The sequence below is a fragment of the Fimbriimonas sp. LA-C6 genome (assembly GCF_055398105.1).
In genome coordinates, this window is sequence record NZ_AP038796.1 from 1303774 (window position 1) to 1320574 (window position 16801).

17 protein-coding genes are annotated in these 16801 nt (G+C 54.4%); 9 read left to right on the top strand and 8 right to left on the bottom strand.

Going from position 1 to position 16801, the window contains the following annotated elements:
• The first annotated feature begins 39 nt into the window (after nt 1-39).
• Genes ACZ51B_RS06110 through ACZ51B_RS06125 form a run of 4 tightly spaced genes read left to right on the top strand, consistent with a single transcriptional unit; the run spans nt 40 to nt 3839 of the window.
• Nucleotides 40-636: a sigma-70 family RNA polymerase sigma factor gene (locus ACZ51B_RS06110; protein WP_464296350.1), complete on the top strand. Its 597-nt coding sequence runs from the start codon at nt 40-42 to the stop codon at nt 634-636.
• 4 nt (nt 637-640) lie between these two features.
• Entirely contained in the window at nt 641-1102 is a 462-nt protein-coding gene (locus ACZ51B_RS06115) for an anti-sigma factor family protein (protein WP_464296351.1), read from the top strand.
• Nucleotides 1092-2255 (top strand): sigma-E factor regulatory protein RseB domain-containing protein, encoded by a 1164-nt coding sequence (locus tag ACZ51B_RS06120; protein ID WP_464296352.1) that lies wholly within the window; start codon nt 1092-1094, stop codon nt 2253-2255. The genes ACZ51B_RS06115 and ACZ51B_RS06120 overlap by 11 nt, the downstream gene beginning before the upstream one ends.
• 33 nt (nt 2256-2288) lie before the next feature.
• The gene (locus tag ACZ51B_RS06125) at nt 2289-3839 is read left to right on the top strand and encodes a trypsin-like peptidase domain-containing protein (protein WP_464296353.1); all 1551 of its coding nucleotides are present in this window, start codon (nt 2289-2291) and stop codon (nt 3837-3839) included.
• Nucleotides 3840-3910: 71 nt separating this feature from the next.
• Here ACZ51B_RS06125 and ACZ51B_RS06130 read toward each other — a convergent pair whose 3' ends face one another.
• Nucleotides 3911-4399 carry a Fur family transcriptional regulator gene (locus ACZ51B_RS06130; RefSeq protein ID WP_464296354.1) on the bottom strand — a complete coding sequence of 163 codons (489 nt, stop codon included), beginning with the start codon at nt 4397-4399 and terminating at the stop codon, nt 3911-3913.
• Nucleotides 4400-4766: 367 nt separating this feature from the next.
• Between ACZ51B_RS06130 and ACZ51B_RS06135 the strand changes: the two genes are divergently transcribed.
• The 3 genes from ACZ51B_RS06135 to tyrS all read left to right on the top strand — a co-directional run bounded on the left by ACZ51B_RS06135 (nt 4767) and on the right by tyrS (nt 7715).
• Complete coding sequence (locus ACZ51B_RS06135; RefSeq protein WP_464296355.1) at nt 4767-4964, top strand: hypothetical protein; 198 nt, start codon at nt 4767-4769, stop codon at nt 4962-4964.
• 108 nt (nt 4965-5072) lie between these two features.
• The gene (locus ACZ51B_RS06140) at nt 5073-6476 is read left to right on the top strand and encodes a DUF1800 domain-containing protein (protein ID WP_464296356.1); all 1404 of its coding nucleotides are present in this window, start codon (nt 5073-5075) and stop codon (nt 6474-6476) included.
• Nucleotides 6477-6518: 42 nt separating this feature from the next.
• A complete protein-coding gene (gene tyrS, locus ACZ51B_RS06145) occupies nt 6519-7715 on the top strand; it encodes a tyrosine--tRNA ligase (protein ID WP_464296357.1) in 1197 nt (398 codons plus the stop codon).
• A 499-nt stretch (nt 7716-8214) separates the two neighbouring features.
• On the opposite strand, the gene alr is transcribed toward tyrS, so the two are convergent.
• Nucleotides 8215-9342 (bottom strand): alanine racemase, encoded by a 1128-nt coding sequence (gene alr / locus ACZ51B_RS06150; RefSeq protein WP_464296358.1) that lies wholly within the window; start codon nt 9340-9342, stop codon nt 8215-8217.
• A 254-nt stretch (nt 9343-9596) separates the two neighbouring features.
• Between alr and ACZ51B_RS06155 the strand changes: the two genes are divergently transcribed.
• Nucleotides 9597-10973 (top strand): Gfo/Idh/MocA family protein, encoded by a 1377-nt coding sequence (locus ACZ51B_RS06155; RefSeq protein ID WP_464296359.1) that lies wholly within the window; start codon nt 9597-9599, stop codon nt 10971-10973.
• 34 nt (nt 10974-11007) lie between these two features.
• On the opposite strand, the gene ftsY is transcribed toward ACZ51B_RS06155, so the two are convergent.
• Nucleotides 11008-11880, bottom strand: a complete 873-nt coding sequence (ftsY, locus tag ACZ51B_RS06160) for a signal recognition particle-docking protein FtsY (protein WP_464296360.1) — start codon at nt 11878-11880, stop codon at nt 11008-11010.
• A gap of 90 nt (nt 11881-11970) precedes the next feature.
• Between ftsY and ACZ51B_RS06165 the strand changes: the two genes are divergently transcribed.
• Nucleotides 11971-12795: a PIG-L deacetylase family protein gene (locus tag ACZ51B_RS06165; RefSeq protein WP_464296361.1), complete on the top strand. Its 825-nt coding sequence runs from the start codon at nt 11971-11973 to the stop codon at nt 12793-12795.
• Here the strand turns inward: ACZ51B_RS06165 and ACZ51B_RS06170 are convergent.
• From ACZ51B_RS06170 to lpxK, 5 genes are read right to left on the bottom strand one after another with little or no spacing between them, the layout of a single operon-like run.
• The gene (locus ACZ51B_RS06170; protein WP_464296362.1) at nt 12728-13498 is read right to left on the bottom strand and encodes a PIG-L family deacetylase; all 771 of its coding nucleotides are present in this window, start codon (nt 13496-13498) and stop codon (nt 12728-12730) included. The genes ACZ51B_RS06165 and ACZ51B_RS06170 overlap by 68 nt on opposite strands.
• Complete coding sequence (gene rfaE2, locus ACZ51B_RS06175) at nt 13495-13941, bottom strand: D-glycero-beta-D-manno-heptose 1-phosphate adenylyltransferase (RefSeq protein WP_464296363.1); 447 nt, start codon at nt 13939-13941, stop codon at nt 13495-13497. Before rfaE2 ends, ACZ51B_RS06170 begins: the two co-directional genes overlap by 4 nt.
• Before the next feature lie 10 nt (nt 13942-13951).
• Nucleotides 13952-14890, bottom strand: coding sequence for a glycosyltransferase family 9 protein (locus ACZ51B_RS06180; protein WP_464296364.1), 939 nt, complete (start codon nt 14888-14890; stop codon nt 13952-13954).
• Nucleotides 14883-15833: a lysophospholipid acyltransferase family protein gene (locus ACZ51B_RS06185; RefSeq protein WP_464296365.1), complete on the bottom strand. Its 951-nt coding sequence runs from the start codon at nt 15831-15833 to the stop codon at nt 14883-14885. The genes ACZ51B_RS06180 and ACZ51B_RS06185 overlap by 8 nt, the downstream gene beginning before the upstream one ends.
• Complete coding sequence (gene lpxK / locus ACZ51B_RS06190; protein ID WP_464296366.1) at nt 15826-16797, bottom strand: tetraacyldisaccharide 4'-kinase; 972 nt, start codon at nt 16795-16797, stop codon at nt 15826-15828. The genes ACZ51B_RS06185 and lpxK overlap by 8 nt, the downstream gene beginning before the upstream one ends.
• Nucleotides 16798-16801: the final 4 nt, after the last annotated feature.

Sequence of the window (16801 nt, forward strand, 5' to 3'; positions counted from 1 at the left end):
TCGACCCCGTACTATCAACGAATTGGAAGGTCCTCCGAAATGTTCTTCTTGGCAGTAAAAGAAAGACCCGTAGCAGCGCAAGACAGGAAAGCCCTGTTCGAAAGCCTCATGCGCGATGCTTATAAACAGGCCTACAGCCTCGCTTTTCGACTCACCGGAAACGCCTCAGAAGCAGAAGATCTCGTCCAAGAGTCTTTCCTCAGAGCCTATCGGTTTTTCCATAGGTACGACGACTCCCTCCCCTTCACCAGCTGGCTGTACCGAATCATGGCAAACGCCCATATCGATTCAGTCCGCAGAAAAGGCCGTCTCAAAGTCACCAGTTTAGAAGTAGAGAGCCAAGAAGGTACAACCACCTGGGAACTACCGGACTTCGATGCCTCACCAGACCGGCTAATGATGGAAAACTCTCTAGAGGAACCCGTTCAGAAAGCTCTGCTCGCAATGACATCAGAATTTCGAACGGCCGTACTGCTTGCAGACGTAGAAGGACTAGCTTATGAGGAAGTCGCAGAGATCATGAGAACGTCAGTCGGAACGGTTCGCTCGCGAATTCATCGTGGGCGAAAACAACTCAAACAACACCTTCTCAAAAATGCACCAGACACCTATGGGGGATACAGTGAAGAGCTGTAAATTTGTGCAAAACAATCTCTCGGCGTACATCGACCGCGAACTACCAGCCTCCGAAGTCCTGCAAATCAAGCAGCACATCCGAGACTGCAACGCATGCGCAGCCGAAGAAAAAGACTTGAGAGCACTCAAGGCAATCCTGGGAGGCATTTCCGCACCCGAACCTGCCGCCGACTTCGAGCAACGCCTTTTAAAAGCCGTGCGAACCCACGATCAGGTTCCCGTGGGCAATCGCTACTCCATACATCGATCCTTCGTGTTGTTCGCAGGCGTGGCAGCAGTGACCATGTTCGTCACGCTCACACTCCTAAATCCCAGTAATCAAAAAGCAACGGCAAGCAGCACGCCCGCACAGCAAACACAAGCAAGCAACATCGCACTGGAAATCCAGCGTGATCAAATGGTAAGCGTTGCCGCAGATCCAATGTCGGGAATGCCGATGATGTCCACTGCAAACTATGGCCATTAATCCTCTGCTTGCAATGGGTGTCATTTCATGCACACTCAGTGGCCCTGGGCATGCCCAAAGCTCTCATAAGAAGGCAATCGACCTTCTAGAGCGCAGCATGCAGACCAAGTTCTCGGTCAACGTAGTGGGGATCATCTCGCAAAGAGATCCCCAACACGGCTCCAGACAGAGAATCAAAATCGAGCGCGACAAAACCGGCAAAACCCGCAAATCTGTCCTCTACCCACTCCGCTCCCAAGGAATGGAGTCGGTCGATGATGGCGATCGCTACATGTTCTACGATCCCGACGCCAAAGTGCTGCTCGATCACGAATCCCCACTCAAACTGAAAGGGGACATCGAATACCGATTGGCCCTCGCGGCAAAGAACTACAAGTTCTCCGTGGACTCCAAATCAAGGGTCGCCGGACGCACAGCCTGGAAAATCGTCGCCACCCCCAAGTCGGAAGACATGGATACACGCCGCTTCTACGTGGACACCACCACCTACTTCCCCCTCAAAACGGAAACCGTCTCATCCGAAGGTGAAGTCGTCGTCCAGTTCGAAGTCCAAGACATCAAATACCCAGAATCAATCGACCCCGAAGTCTTCCAAATGCGATGCCCAGAAGGCACCAACCACATTCGATACCAACGCCCCACCTCACTGACGAATGCATCGAAAGCCAAAGAGATGGTCGGGTTCGCGCCCATCGTTCCCACTAAGCTCCCCTGCGGTTTCCAAACACAAGACATGCAGATCAATCAGAACTCCCAGTGGAAGTCCCTGATCCTGCGCCTGACAGATGGCCTCGCCAGGGCAACCGTCTACGAATACCGCCGTAACGACCCCGACACGGTAGCCACCATGGACGGTGAAAGCCGCCGAGACGTTGGCGCAATCCGACTGATGATCATCTCAGATCTCGGCCCAACAGTTCGAGAAAAACTTCTCCAGTCTTTCCCCAACTACTGTCAAGTAAACCCACCGCTGCCGACAACCTATATGGGCTCTTGGTCCCAAGGCAACTGTGTTTCCACAAAGAGGGAACCAAGAGCATGGACCACGGCGTTCGCATATTTAGAAAGCGATAAGTTCGTAAGCTTGAAAGTGAAGGATAATTACTTGGCTCGTGCCGGGAAAACACCGTATCCAAGAGCTCAAGCAAACTAGCTATCGCAAACCCACAAGGAAACGTATTCCCAAATGACTCAGAATACAAGTAAGCCAAAGGCTGTCTACTACACACTTGTTGCAGGCATCGCACTCGGTGCGGTCTGCATGGCAAGCGTCAAAACAGGCGCTGCCGGGAAATCGCCATTCTCTGAACCGCAGGTCATGTCGGTCAAGCCCAGATTGATTAGTTCCACGAAGACCGAGAATCTCGCCGAACTAAGAAATCTCGACACCTCGTTCAAGAACCTTGCCAAATTTGTGGCTCCGGCTGTTGTCGATATCAAAGCCACCTCCAAACGTGAGATGAACGCGGAAGGAATGAGAATGCCCATGACTTCGGGCGAAGGCTCCGGCTACATCTTCCGGCCAGATGGCTGGATTCTCACCAACGACCACGTCGTAGGAACCGCCGAAACCGTCACCGTCACGCTCAAGGACGGCCGAGAGTTCCAAGGCAAAGTCACCCGCGCCAACGACTCCAATAGCGACATCGCCCTCATCAAAATCGAAGGCAAAGACCTCCCCTACCTAACCTTCGCCGATAGCTCACAGGTAGAGCCAGGTCAGTTCGCCATGGCCATCGGCGCTCCATTCGGCTTCGAAAACACGGTCACCATCGGACACGTGAGCGCACTCAGCCGAAGCACCTCAATTTCAAACCGAGTCTATACCGACCTCATCCAAACCGACGCAGCCATCAACATGGGCAACTCGGGCGGCCCGCTCGTCAATATCGACGGCCAGGTCATCGGGATGAACACAGCGATCTACAGCCCAACAGGCGGTAGCAACGGTATCGGCTTCGCCATCCCAGGCAACCAGGTCAAGCTCATCGCAGACATCCTCATCAGCAAAGGCAAGCTCACCCGCAGCATGCTCGGCCTGATCCCAGTCGATGTCAAAGAGTACGAGCGCACCAAACCCGGCTCGCGCATCCCCAACGGTGGTGCACGCGTCGTCCGAATCGTTGGTGAGCCAGCAGCAAGCACCGGTCTCCAGAAAGACGACGTCATCGTAAAAATCGGCACAAGCGAAATCCGAGGCCAACTCGACCTCCGAAACGCCATGCTCGCCTACGCCCCAGGAACAACGGTCCCTGTCGAATACCTACGAGGCGACGAACACAAGTCAACCAAGATCAAGCTGATGGCCTACAAGGTGCCAGACGAACCCAAAGTCGAAATGCCAAAAGGTCGTTTCCAACTCGACCCATTCGGAGAACTCCCCAAACAGTTCCCGAACCTGGATCAAGATGAAACCCCAGATAAACCAAGAACAGGCCCAGTCCAACTCGGCGTGCAAATCGCGAACATCGACGACGACACACGCAAGCAGTTCAACATCCCAGCCAAAGCCAAGGGTGCAGTCGTTTCCGACGTCGTCACAGGCTCCGTAGCCGACAAGAACGACATTCAAACCGGAGACGTCATCACAGAAATCGGCGGCAAGACAATAAACAAAGCTCAAGATGTGAAGGAAGCCATCTCCCAACTCAAATGGGGCGATAAAACTCGCATCAAGATCACCCGCTACAGCATCAACGGCGTCTCAACCATCGAACGAGACATGTTCTTCAAGTAAGAACACCGTCCACAAACGAAAACGGGGCGGCTAGCAAAGCTAGCCGCCCCGTTTCACGTCAAATCAACTCGTCAGCGTGAAACCCGAGTACCAAGGATCTCAACGCGAATGCTGCCCACTTCAAAGCCGTTCTTGTGAGACTGCTCTTCAATCGCATCCACAACAGCCTGTGGCAACTTCAACTCCAAAACGTCGCCCGAATCCTCAAAAACAACCACTTCGGACTGCTTGCCGTTTCCGCTGGACATCCGGCAAGGGAAATAACCGTCAACCACACCAATGTGGTGAATAAGACCCACCTCTTGGAGGGTTGTCAAAATTCGATACACGCTCACCACATCGATCTTGCCACCGTTATTGACAATCTTCTCGTGGATCGCATAAGCACTGAGCGCAACGATCGTATCGGCCAAAGAGCGGATGACTTGTACACGCGGCATGGTAATCCGATACCCAGCTGCACGCAACTCGCGCAGAGCGAACTCCTCATACCCACGAGCATCGTTGATCACGTGTTGCGACGACGCAACGAGCGTTTCCCGGACGTTTCTCTGTTTCATATCTCTTATCTGGCCACCCCATCACTGATGATGGAGCCGAGCGGTTTATTCTACAGTCTCACTGTATCACTATGACTGCTGTTGAGTAGACGGCTTGTTTTGTAATAGTGTTCCTTTTGACAGAAAATTGACCATATCGTTGAAACGGAATGCAGCATTTGTCATCAATCAAGAAAGTTGATCAACAAGCAGAGATCACTCCAAATCCGAATAAACACGTGTAAATGACCCCCAACTTTGCGCTAAATTTACACGAAGTTCGTTCCAGTGAAAATTACTTGCCCGAAACAGGTTCCCTGGAACCTGAGATTGTGATATAGTCACGCCGAACTGACACAAGGGCTATATGGCCCTTCGAGGAGGGAAAGTGAAGTTTTACAATCTTAAAACTCGATCTCACGTTGAGGTCGCAGACGCAGACATTACCAAGAAGAAAATGGTTCGAGAAACAAAGTCGGGCGAGCAAACTCGCTACGCATTCACAGCTAACTACGAGGGCTCCAAGCTTTACAAATTTGTGAGCCAGGCAGACTACAACGCATCCAGCGCTAAAGAAGAAGCCTAAATTTCGATTTCTGGGGTGGCCAAACTTGGCCCCCCTTTTTTTATTTGCCAAACTCCCCGATCCTAATAGGAGACTGAACTTCCCAAAGCGAAGCTCGTCATCCTAACCATGTCACTCGTAAGCGAACGCGACAAATGCGCCCACCTACTCAGGCGTTTTGGCCTTGGAGCAAGTGAGGCAGAAATCACCTACTACCTCCAGGACGGCCTGTCCGGCGCCATCGATAGACTTTGCGATTTCAAGTCCGTAGACGAAGGCTTCGGCATCGATATCGACTCACTCGACTTCCAAGGCAAAGGCGTAAGAATCCAGAACGTCGTCAACTGGTGGGGAGCACGCCTCCTCATGACGCGCCACCCACTCCAAGAGAAGATGACCCTCTTCTGGCACGACCACTTCGCCACAAGCGCCAGCAAGGTCCAGGGCGCAATGATGATGTACGGCCAGAACGAAATCTTCCGCCGCAACGCCATCGGTAACTTCCGCACCCTGCTCACCGAAGTCAGCAAAGATCCAGCCATGATCTTCTGGCTCGACAACCAAGAAAACGTTAAAGGACACGCCAACGAAAACTTCGCCCGCGAAGTCATGGAGCTGTTCACACTAGGAATCGGCCACTACACCGAGAAAGACATCCAAGAGTCCGCCCGAGCCTTCACCGGCTGGAGCTTCAATCGCAGCAAAGGCAAAAAAATTAAGAACGCAGAGTTCGCCTTCCGCGAAGCCAAGCACGATAACGGAATCAAAACCTTCCTCGGCAACAAGTCAGATTTCACAGGCGAAGACATCCTCAACATCCTCTGCGACCAAGAACGCACCGCCGAATTCCTCACCACCAAGATCTGGGACTGGTTCGTCTGGTCCAAGCCCGATCCAGAAACCATCGCACCATTCGCACGCAAATTCCACCAGAGCGGCCTCGACATCCAAGTGCTCCTCAAAGCCATCATGAAGTCCCCTGAGTTCTACTCAGACAAAGCAGCACGCACCCTCGTAAAGAATCCCGCCGACTTCTGCGTAACCACCCTCCGACAACTCGGCGTCGGCTCACAAATGCGAGACAGCCTCAAAGGCGCATCAGGAGAAGGCGAAATCAACCGAGCCGCCTTCTCACCCGCAGGAGCAACCCTCAACACCATGAAAGGAATGGGCATGTGGCTCATGTACCCACCCGACGTCTCCGGCTGGACCACAGGCCAAGCATGGATCACCTCCGCAACCATGGTAGAGCGCATCGCCTGGGGCGACCGCATCTTCGGCCAAGCCCGAGGCGTCAAGTACAGCCTCCGCTACCCAGCCTACGGACTGTTCGAGAAGGACCTTTCGCCCACCGGTGTCGTCAATAAACTCGTCTCCGTGTTTGACGCCCCCGTAAAACCCGAGAGGCTCCCAATACTCAGATCAGCAGCCCAAAAGGCCTCTGCGGGCCGTATAACGCCAGAAAACGCCAATGCCACCGCAGCAGCCGTCACCCGACTCATCTTCGCAACTCCAGAGTTTCAGTTCGCCTAACTTGGACTCTGGAGTTCGGAACTCGGTAAACTTCGAGCTTCCATGACGATAGATGAGCAGATCGCCCTCTTACGCAGAGGCACAACCGAAATTATCAGCGAAGCCGATCTGCGAAAGAAGCTAGAGTCCGGACGTCCCTTGCGCGTCAAACTTGGAGTCGATCCAACCGCAAAGGACGTCACCCTCGGCTGGGCAGTCGTACTCCGCAAACTCCGCGACTTCCAAAAGCTGGGCCACACCGCATGCCTCATCATCGGCGATTTCACCGCCCAAATCGGTGACCCAAGCGGCAAAAGCAAAACCCGCAAACAGCTCACCCGAGAAGAAGTGCAAGCCAACGTCGACGCCGTCATGGAACAAGTCGGCAAAATCCTCGACCGCGAAAAAACCAAGATCTACTTCAACGCCGATTGGCTCGGCAAAATGACCTTCGAAGACGTCATCCGCCTCTGCTCCCGCTACACAGTCGCCCGAATCCTTGAGCGCGACGACTTCACCAAGCGTCTAGCCGAACACCGCCCAATCGCCATGCACGAGATCATGTACCCCCTATGCCAGGGCATGGACTCTGTAGAAATCAACGCCGACATCGAAATCGGCGGCAACGACCAAAAGTTCAACAACCTAGTCGGCCGCACCCTCATGGAGCAGTACAACCAGGAACCCCAGGTCGTAGTCCTCTGCCCGCTCCTCGTAGGCCTCGACGGCAAAGAAAAGATGTCCCAGTCCCTGGGTAACTACATCTCAATCATCGACACCCCGAACGACATGTTCGGCAAAACCATGTCGATCCCAGATGACATCATCGAGAACTACTTCGAACTAGCCACCGACGTCCCCATGGACGAAGTCAAAACCCTAGTCGCCGAAGGCAAAAACCCACGAGACGCCAAGGTGAGACTGGCCAAAGAAATCGTCACCCTCTACCACGGAGCAGAAGCAGGCACCGCAGCAGAAGAGTATTTCATCAACACCTTCTCCAAACGCCAACAGCCAGTAGAAGCCGAAGAAGCCACGATCCCAGAAGACCTCATCCAAGAAGGCCAAGTGCAAATCGTAGCCCTCATCTCCAGCCTAGGCCTAGCCAAAAGCAACAGCGCAGCCCGCCAACTCATGCAAGCCGGCGCTGTCTCCGTAGAAACCGAAAAAATAACCGACCCCCACGCCAAACTCCCAGCAGAAGACCTCCGAAACAAAGTCCTCCGAGTAGGCAAACACCAATTCCGCAAGCTCCTCTAACCTTGCGGACCCCAACTCAGCTCCCATACCCCTGCCCACCACAACAGAAAACTCCGGAGTTCTAAAAGAACGGCCAAAAAATTCCGGCACCCCACACACCAAACCAACCTCACCCCATCTCCGGAGTTCCGAGGGAAACGCATAACCTAACCCAGTGGCGCAATCCCTGGGAGAGTTGCCACAAAAACAGAGCCCATAAGCACACGCCCTCCAGAGTTCTGAAGGAACGGCATAATACAGCCCAGCGGCGCAAGCCCTGGGAAAGCCTCACCAAAAGCTGAGCGCTGAAGGCGCGACATACGCACAACCAAACAAGTCCCTTCCAAAAACTCCGGGGGACGCTGAAGGCGTCCAAGCGCGGTAGCCTTGGGTCGCAGACCCAAGGTCAACTCCCCCGAACCCGCACCCTGGCAGGGGTGCCAGAAGTCACCAACCCTCACCCCCTCCGATAGCCCCAACAACGGAACGCGCGCCATGCGCAAAACCGAAAAAGAATCCCTCAATCCACAACGTAACGAGGAATGCTCTCCTTGATACTCGTCAAAACCTCGTAAGGAATCGTCTGAGTCAAAGACGCAACATGGTCCGCCGAGATCGTGCACTCACCCTGAGAACCGAGCAAAACCACCTCGTCCCCATACTCCACACCCGGAATATCCGTCACATCCACCATCGTGACGTTCATACAAACCCGACCACGAATCACCGCACGCTGACCTCGCACCAAAACCTGACCCCGATTCGACAACAACCGAGACAACCCGTCCGCATACCCAAGAGGCAAAACCGCAATCTTCGTCGGACGATCCGTAATATAAGTCCCGTCGTATCCAATCGACGCGCCCGGTGGCAAATCCTTCACCAACGTCACACGCGTCTTAAACGACAACGCATGCTTCAACGGCACACCCTGCTCCGCTAACTGGACATTGATCTCCGAAGCCCCGCCGTACCCGTAAATCATAATCCCGGGCCGAACAATCTGTCCGTGCGTCTTCCCATACCGAACAATCGCCGAACTCTTGGCCATGTTCAAAGGAACATCCGCACCCAACAGATTCTTCTCAACACACCGCCACTGGTCATCAAAAAGCTGGTTATAAGGAGGCCCACCGGAAGAAGCAAAGTGCGTCACCAACGCCTCCAACTCAAGCTCAGGCAAAGTCGCAATCCGCTCCCGAACAGCCTTCAACTCACCAGGAAGCACGCCATAACGGCTCATCCCCGTATCAACCTCAACCTGAACCGGCAACCGAACGCCCTGCTTCCGAGCCTCCGCAGCAAACAGCTCAACGTCCTCGAACCGACTCAGAAAAACCCGAATCCGACGCCGAACAACCTCAGGAATCGCACGCGCAGGCACCGGACCAAAAACCATCACCTTCCGATCAGGAAACTCACAGCTCAAAGCCAGCGCATCTTCAAAGGTCTGAACAGCCAGCCACTCAGCACCAAGCTGAACAAGCTCCCGAGCCACCAAGTCGCGGCCATGACCATAAGCGTTCGCCTTCACACAAGGAGCCATCTCAACCCCAGAGCCGAGCAAACCCCGAACAATATCGTAGTTGTGACGAAGAGCCGAACGACTAATTTCGACCCAAAGGAGATCCTCGGGGGGGCTGATCATAAGGAATCGGGGCGCATGATCTCACGCCAAAACGGCATGTCTCACACTTAACACTAGAGATTTTATCTGAACAGCCCGGAAACTTGCTGAACAGATCAAACCACACCAACCAGCACAGCCTGATTGCGATTCTTTTCAAAATTGCAATTTTAAGCTTGGTTTAGAGCCCCATGATTAACTAAACTGCGTTATCATCCAGATAAGAACTTTAACGTATAAGTAAGCGACGATAACAACCCCCCGACAGAGTAATCATGAGCAAAGAAGAACTTGAATTGACGCGACGTGGCCTGCTACAAACTGCCGGCGTAGCAACAGCCACGCTAGGACTCGCAACTCTCGGCCTCACCGCCGACTCCTCCGGCCGACTAGAGTTTGCGGTCCCCCCAGCAGAAGGTCAGTCCATGATGGGCGTCCCGTTCGCAAAACACACCAAAGTGCGAATCGCCATGATCGGCACAGGCGGTCGAGGATCAAGCCTCCTCGGCAACCTTCTTGCTCTAGAAAACGTCGAGATCGTAGCCCTCTGCGACAAAATCGAATCCCGAGTTCGCGGCGCAGCCAAACATGTAACCAACGCTGGCCACAAAGAACCAGCACTCTACTTTGGTAGCGACACCGCCTTCGAAAAACTCAACGCCAGAGACGACATCGACATCGTCTACATCGCAACCCCATGGATCTGGCACGTCCAAATGGCCGTCCACGCCATGGAACAAGGCAAACACGTCGCCTGCGAAGTCCCAGCCGCCCGAACCCTGGAAGACTGCTGGAAACTGGTCAACACATCCGAAAAAACCCGTAAGCACTGCATCATGCTCGAAAACTGCTGCTACGGCTACAACGAGATGCTCATGCTCGGCGTCGTCCGCGCAGGACTCCTAGGAGTCATCACCCAGGGCGGAGCCGCCTACAACCACGACCTCCGCGAGATCCTCTTCGAAGCACAAGGTGAAGGCGAGTGGCGACGCGCAGAACACCTGCACCGCAACGGAAACCTCTACCCAACCCACGGCCTCGGACCAGTCGCCAACTACATGGGCATCCACCGAGGAGATAAATTCGACTACCTCGTCTCCATGAGCTCACCAGAAGCCGGTCTCACGGAGTACCGCAAAAAGCATCTCGCCAAAGACGACCCACGCATGAACGAAACCTATGCCTGCGGCGACCAAAACACCAGCCTCATAAAAACCCACACGGGCAAGATGATCCGCCTAGAGCACAACGTCTCAAGCCCAGAGCCATATAGCCGAATCAACATGATCGCAGGCTCAAACGGCATCTTCGTGGACTACCCAGCGCGAATCTACATCGAAGGCCGCCAGAAAGACGACGAGTACGTCAACCTAGACAGCTATAAAGCCGAGTTCGAGCACGACCTCTGGCGCCGAATCGGAGAACTAGCACGCAAGTCAGGCGGCCACGGCGGAATGGACTTCATCATGAACTACCGCGTAGTTCAGTGCATGCTCGACGGAACAGCCCCCGACAGCGACGTCTACGACGCAGCCGCCTGGAGCGCCCCCTCCGCAGTCAGCGAAGCCTCCGTCAAACGAGGAAGCGCACCCGTGAAGTTCCCCGACTTCACACGAGGCAAGTGGAAAGAAGCCCGACCCATGGGCATCTAATCGAAGAGAGGAAGAGCTCCCCCAGAGCTCTTCCTCAATCAAACAGACTAGAGGCAAAATCCGCAGGCTTGAAGTCGCGAATGTCGCCAACCTTCTCTCCAGTACCAATCAACTTAATCGGCACCTTAAACCGGTCATAAACCCCAATCAAAGCCCCACCGCGCGCCGAGCCGTCCAACTTGGTAAGCACCAAGCCCGTCACGTCTGCCGCCTTAATAAACTCTTCCGCCTGACGAATCGCGTTCTGCCCCGTATTCGCATCCAGAACCAGCAAGATCTCATCCGGCTTGCGTCCAAGAGCCTTCTCCGCCACACGCACCACCTTCTGCAACTCACCCATCAAGTTGCCCTTGCTGTGCTGACGTCCGGCAGTATCGCAAAGCACAAAGTCAGCACCACGTGACTTACCCGCTTGGATCGCATCAAAAATAACAGCACTCGAATCAGCCCCCGGCTGGTTGCGCACAATCTCAGCCCCAGACCGCTCCGCCCAAACTTCAAGCTGTTCAATCGCAGCCGCACGGAACGTATCGCCCGCAGCAAGCAAAACCTTAAAACCACGTGTGGTCAGCAAGTGAGCAACCTTAGCAATCGTCGTGGTCTTACCAACGCCGTTCACACCCACAAACAACCAAACCGTAGGAGCGTCATCGTTGATGTCCAAGCCGGTCGCACCCTTCTGCTCAAACCGCTCCACAATCGCCTGCTTCAAACGCTCGCGAATCGCCTCCGGCTCAGTGACCTTCTCGTCCCGAACCACCTTCCGTAGCTCATCGAGAATCTCCGTGGTGGTGGTGATATTGGTATCGACGAGGAGCAGAGCCTCTTCTAACTCTTCGTAAAACTCATCGTCAATGACACCGCGTCCAACCAGACGGTCGAAACGCTCCATAAGCTTGCGAAACATACAGTTTCAAGGTACCTCCAAACCCGTAGAAGTCCCGAGTTTTGCTCGCCAAGCTCGCCATCTTGGGTCCCTTGGAGTCATGCTTAACCTATGGCTTTGAGTAAAACCGCAAAACGGAGACTGTGGATCTACGGGACACTGGTCTCCTTACTAGGCGGCTTTTACTGGTACCAACCCATCCGAGTCGACCTCTTTCCAAAGCCCATCCCCGTACCAAATCCCACCATCGAACCCGATCCCAAAGCCCTCTTCAAAAAAGGTGCCCGAGTCATGATCGTCACCGCCCACCCCGACGATAGCGAGTTCTACCTAGGCCCAGTTCTCAAGAAACTCCAACAAGCAGGCGCCACCGTCGATCTAGTCATCTGCACCGACGGCGACAAAGGCTTCTACCCGTGGGTTAACGCCGAGAAAAATAAAATCACCCGCCACGCCGAGCAACAAGCTGCCGCCGAAAGCTGGGGCGTACACAACCTGATCTTCCTAGGATTCCGAGACGGACGCCTCCAACCCACAGACGAAGTCATCGAAGTGCTCCACGACCAAATGGTCCGACTAAAACCAGACTGGCTCATGGCGTTCGATGGCGAATACCCACCCAAAGCAAGCCACGGCGACCACTTCCACTCAGGGCAAGCAGCCATAGCCGCCAGCAAAGACACAGGCATCAAGTGGCGAATGCTCTTCTCCACCCACGCCCCCAACTACTTCGTAGACGTAACCGACACAGAGGACTCCCACCGAGCCATGCTCGCACTCCACAAGAGCCAATTCAGCGGACTCAAACTCGACAAAATCGTCGAATCACGCGAGGCAAGCGACGCCGATGATGGAGACAAAATCGGAGTCACTTTTGCGATTGCATTTCGCGTGGTAGCTCCATTGCTCCAGACTCAAACCGCTCCAAAGCCTTGACCCACCGCTTCCAGCTAGCACAAGCCTGAACCTTCTCAGCCATCTCACCCGGATGGTTCGGCTGATAAAACCCGCGATGCGCGTGCCTGCGCATCCGCTCCGTCTGCCACAAACGCGCAGGCGTGAACTTCAACTTCTGCCACAGCTCGTAGTAGAACAACACCTTCCAAATGTTCTGACTCGGATACATCTTGGCAACCTGCAACTTCAACTGCCGATCAGACTCATCCAAAGTAACAACCTGCTCACCTTCTGAAGACGAGAACCGATTCAACGTCTGCAAGCGCGTGGTGTAAGTGTGATAAAACGGAACTTCTAAAACCATGCAAGGCGAAGTCTTGCAAACCAAATAGTTCGTCGCATCATGGTCCAAATGCCCCTGTTCAAAAGCCCCACAAACCACCCGATCAGGCTGAACCACTTCCATCATCGCCCTAAACTTAGGCAACAAAGCAGGTATCTCATCACAAGCCGCCCCGTCCGTGGCACCGTGAAAGAACAAATTCTCCTGAGGCACACCCAACAGACGAGCTACCTGCCGAGCCTCCGCCTCACGCACCGGAATGTTGTGCGTCCAGCTAATGTAGACCTTGTTCCCGTTCCTCACCAACCGCCGAATCCAGGCACAGATCGTAATCTCATCATCTGGATGGGTCGGACAGAACAACCACGTCTGGTTCGGATCAAGGTCAAATAGGCTCACTCGACACCCAGTTTCTTCAGGGTGTTCGTAGTAGACCGCCCCTCCAAGAAAGGCAAAATCACCACTTCCCCGCCATACCCATATACAATCTTCGCCTCTGGCAACTGCTCAGGCGTATAGTCACCGCCCTTCACATGAACATCTGGCTTGAGGATCGCAATCAGCGCCTCAGGAGTGTCCTCACCAAACTCAACCGCAGCAGCCACACACCGAAGAGCCTCCAATACGGAAACACGATCTTCCAAAGGATTAATAGGACGAGTCGGCCCCTTCCCAAGTCGGCGAACGCTCTCGTCCGAATTAACTCCCACAATGAGGATGTCACCCAGCTCGGCCGCCTGCTTCAGGTACCGCACATGCCCCGCATGCAAGATATCAAAAACCCCATTGGTAAATACCAATCGCTTACCACTTCGTAAAGACAGTGCTTCTTCAACAGTCATGAGTTGCTTCTTATAGTTCTAGAATCGCCCTTAATGTACTCAACACACCACTAGGTTGGATGTTATTGAGACGATTAGGGTCGTAATGGCAGTGATCAATCTGCCCATAAGGACAAGATCGCTGAGGCCGAGTAATGCTATACAACCCCACAGCAGGCGTGTTAAGAGCCGCAGCAATATGCGTACTCCCCGTATCCCCACCCACATGAGCCGACGCTAAACGGATCAGTGCAATCAACTCCCGCACAGACGTCTCCCCCAACAAACTAACCGGAGAAGACTTCGCCGCGCTCAAAACCTCCTGCGCCGCCGCCTGATCCGCATCCGCCTTCCCACCAACCAAAACCGATCCAATCCCCGCAGCAGCCAGCTCATCCGCAACAGCAGCAAATGACTCCGCAGCCCACCGCTTCGTAGCCCAGCCAGCTCCCGCATTCAAAACCACAAACCGCCCAGCCAAGTTCTTCGCCTTCAACTTAGCCCGCACGCTCAAAATGTCCTCTTCCTTGGGAGTCAAACCAAACTCAGCCCGATCAACCTCAACCCCAATGGCCCGAACCACATCCACGTACTGATCGACAACATGAAAAGAACTCGGATCAGGAAGCACCGCCTGGCTAAACAGAGAAGACCCCTCGCGCTGCCAATGGTAACCAAGCTTCCGCTTCGCCTTAGCCCCCGCAATACAAGACGCGCTCTTCAAAAGCCCCTGCATGTCAAAAGCCACGTCGAACTCACCCTCCCACATCGGAAGCGATCCTAACTTAGGCTTCAACTTGCAAACCTCATCCACTGCATCGCAGCACTCCACCACCCCAGCAAACCGTGGATCAACCGCCCAAACAATGTGACTCTCCGGATACGCCTTCTTCAAAGCAACAGCAACCGGCAACGTACAAACCGTATCCCCCAACGCAGAAAGCCGGCTGATCAGAAACCGCTCAGGCACGAGACGCCTCAATCTTGGCAAGCCGAGCCGCATTCGCCGTCTCAACATCGGAATCCAGCAGCCCCGCATTCCGCGCGTCCTTCCACCGGTCATGCATCCACAACCACTGCTCCGGGTACCGCCGAATCATCGACTCCAAAACCGCATTCATCTCCGAAGTGATCTTCAGCTGATCCGACTCCGTGTTATCCAAGTCAATCGCCGGATACACAATCACCTTGTACGTAGCAGGACCAGTCCGCACACAAAATGCAGGCAACAACGGAGCACCCGTCCGCTTATGAAGCACTGCCGGCCCCAAAACCGTCCCACACAGCTTCCCAAAGAAAGGCACAAACACCTCATCCGTATTCTGATCCGGCAAGAGACCCACAATCTCCTTCCTCCGCAGCCGAACCAAAATCTCACGAGCCGAATTCCCACGAGACAGCAACGAAATTCCCGTCGCCTCCCGAATCTTGCTCACCCGCTCCTGAACACCCTGCTGATTCGCATCCCGAGCAACGACACTGATATGCCTTCCACCAGCCCGAACCCATTGAGCAAACCGCTCCCAGTTCCCAAAGTGACCTGTAACAACCAGCACACCCTTCCCCTGAGCCTCAGCCGCCTCAAAATGCTCAAACCCCTCGACCTCCATGTTCGTAAACACTTCGTCGTCGTTCCGAACCTTGGTGCGCATAAAGTCGCCCGCCACAATCCCAAAGTGCCGAAAAACGTTCAGCGCGACCTCATGCCGTTTCTCCTCACTCCACTCGGGAAAAGCCATCAAAAGATTAGCGTACGTCCGCTCACGATGCTTCCGGTCTAACTTATAAAGCGTCGTGCCCAGCCGAATCCCAGACCGCTCAGCCTGCAAAGCGCTCTTCTTGCAAAAAGACCGTTCCAGCCTGTCAAACAAACGAACACTGAGGGAGTTGAACCACTCTTTTCGGCTACTCATCCAATTTCTTCCTCAGCCAATCCCGAAACGCCGCAGCAGGCTCAATCCTCACCGAGTGCGTCGCAACCAAGAAACTCCTCGATCCAACATCAGCCCGCTTCCGCAGCTTCACCCAGTCCTTCGCCGTCACCACAATGGGCAATTCTTTCGGAATTCCTTCAAGCAGGGTACCCCCGTCCAAAGGATCATGATCCGGGAACAAACAAGGTTCCCCCGACGCCCCATTCGGAAACTGCTCACTCAAACTCGCCAAAAACAAACCGGGATTCCCAAGCGCACACAACACAGAGTAAGCACCCGGACGGTGCTCGTTACCCGCACCATCCACCAACCTCATCGGCTCGGCAACCACCTCAAACTCCCCAGGAATCACCAAATCCGCCCGCCTTCTGTTAAACCGAGGCTCACGATAAGGCCCAGCAGGCAAACAATGGGAATTCGCAGGCCGCACAGGATCCAAAAGGATATTGATCTGCTTCTTCAAAGGCAAATGCTGAAACCCATCATCCATCAGCAGCACCGCATTCGGATAAGCCTCATGCACAAGCTCAGCAGCCAACACCCGCCGCCGCCCAACCACTAAAGGAATCTCAGGCTCCAACCACCGAAACATCGCCGGCTCATCGCCCCAAACCGCCGGATCCAGCTCACCAGAGGGAGCAACCGTAGCCGCTTCAGCCCGAGGCGAGCCATACCCGCTGCACCCGATCACCACCTCAAACCCAAGCTCCCGCAACACCCCAGCCACATGCCGAACCAGCGGACTCTTGCCACTCCCGCCCGTCTGAAGATTGCCTATACACACAACCGGCTGATGAGGAGACTGCGCCTTCTTCAAGCCAACTCGGTAAACACCAAGATAAACCTGCCACCCCCCGGCATACAGCCAAGACAAGGGCATCAAACCAAGTCGAGCCAAGCGAGCACCCACCTTCTTAGAAGTCCAAAGCTCGCTCACGTGCATCTTG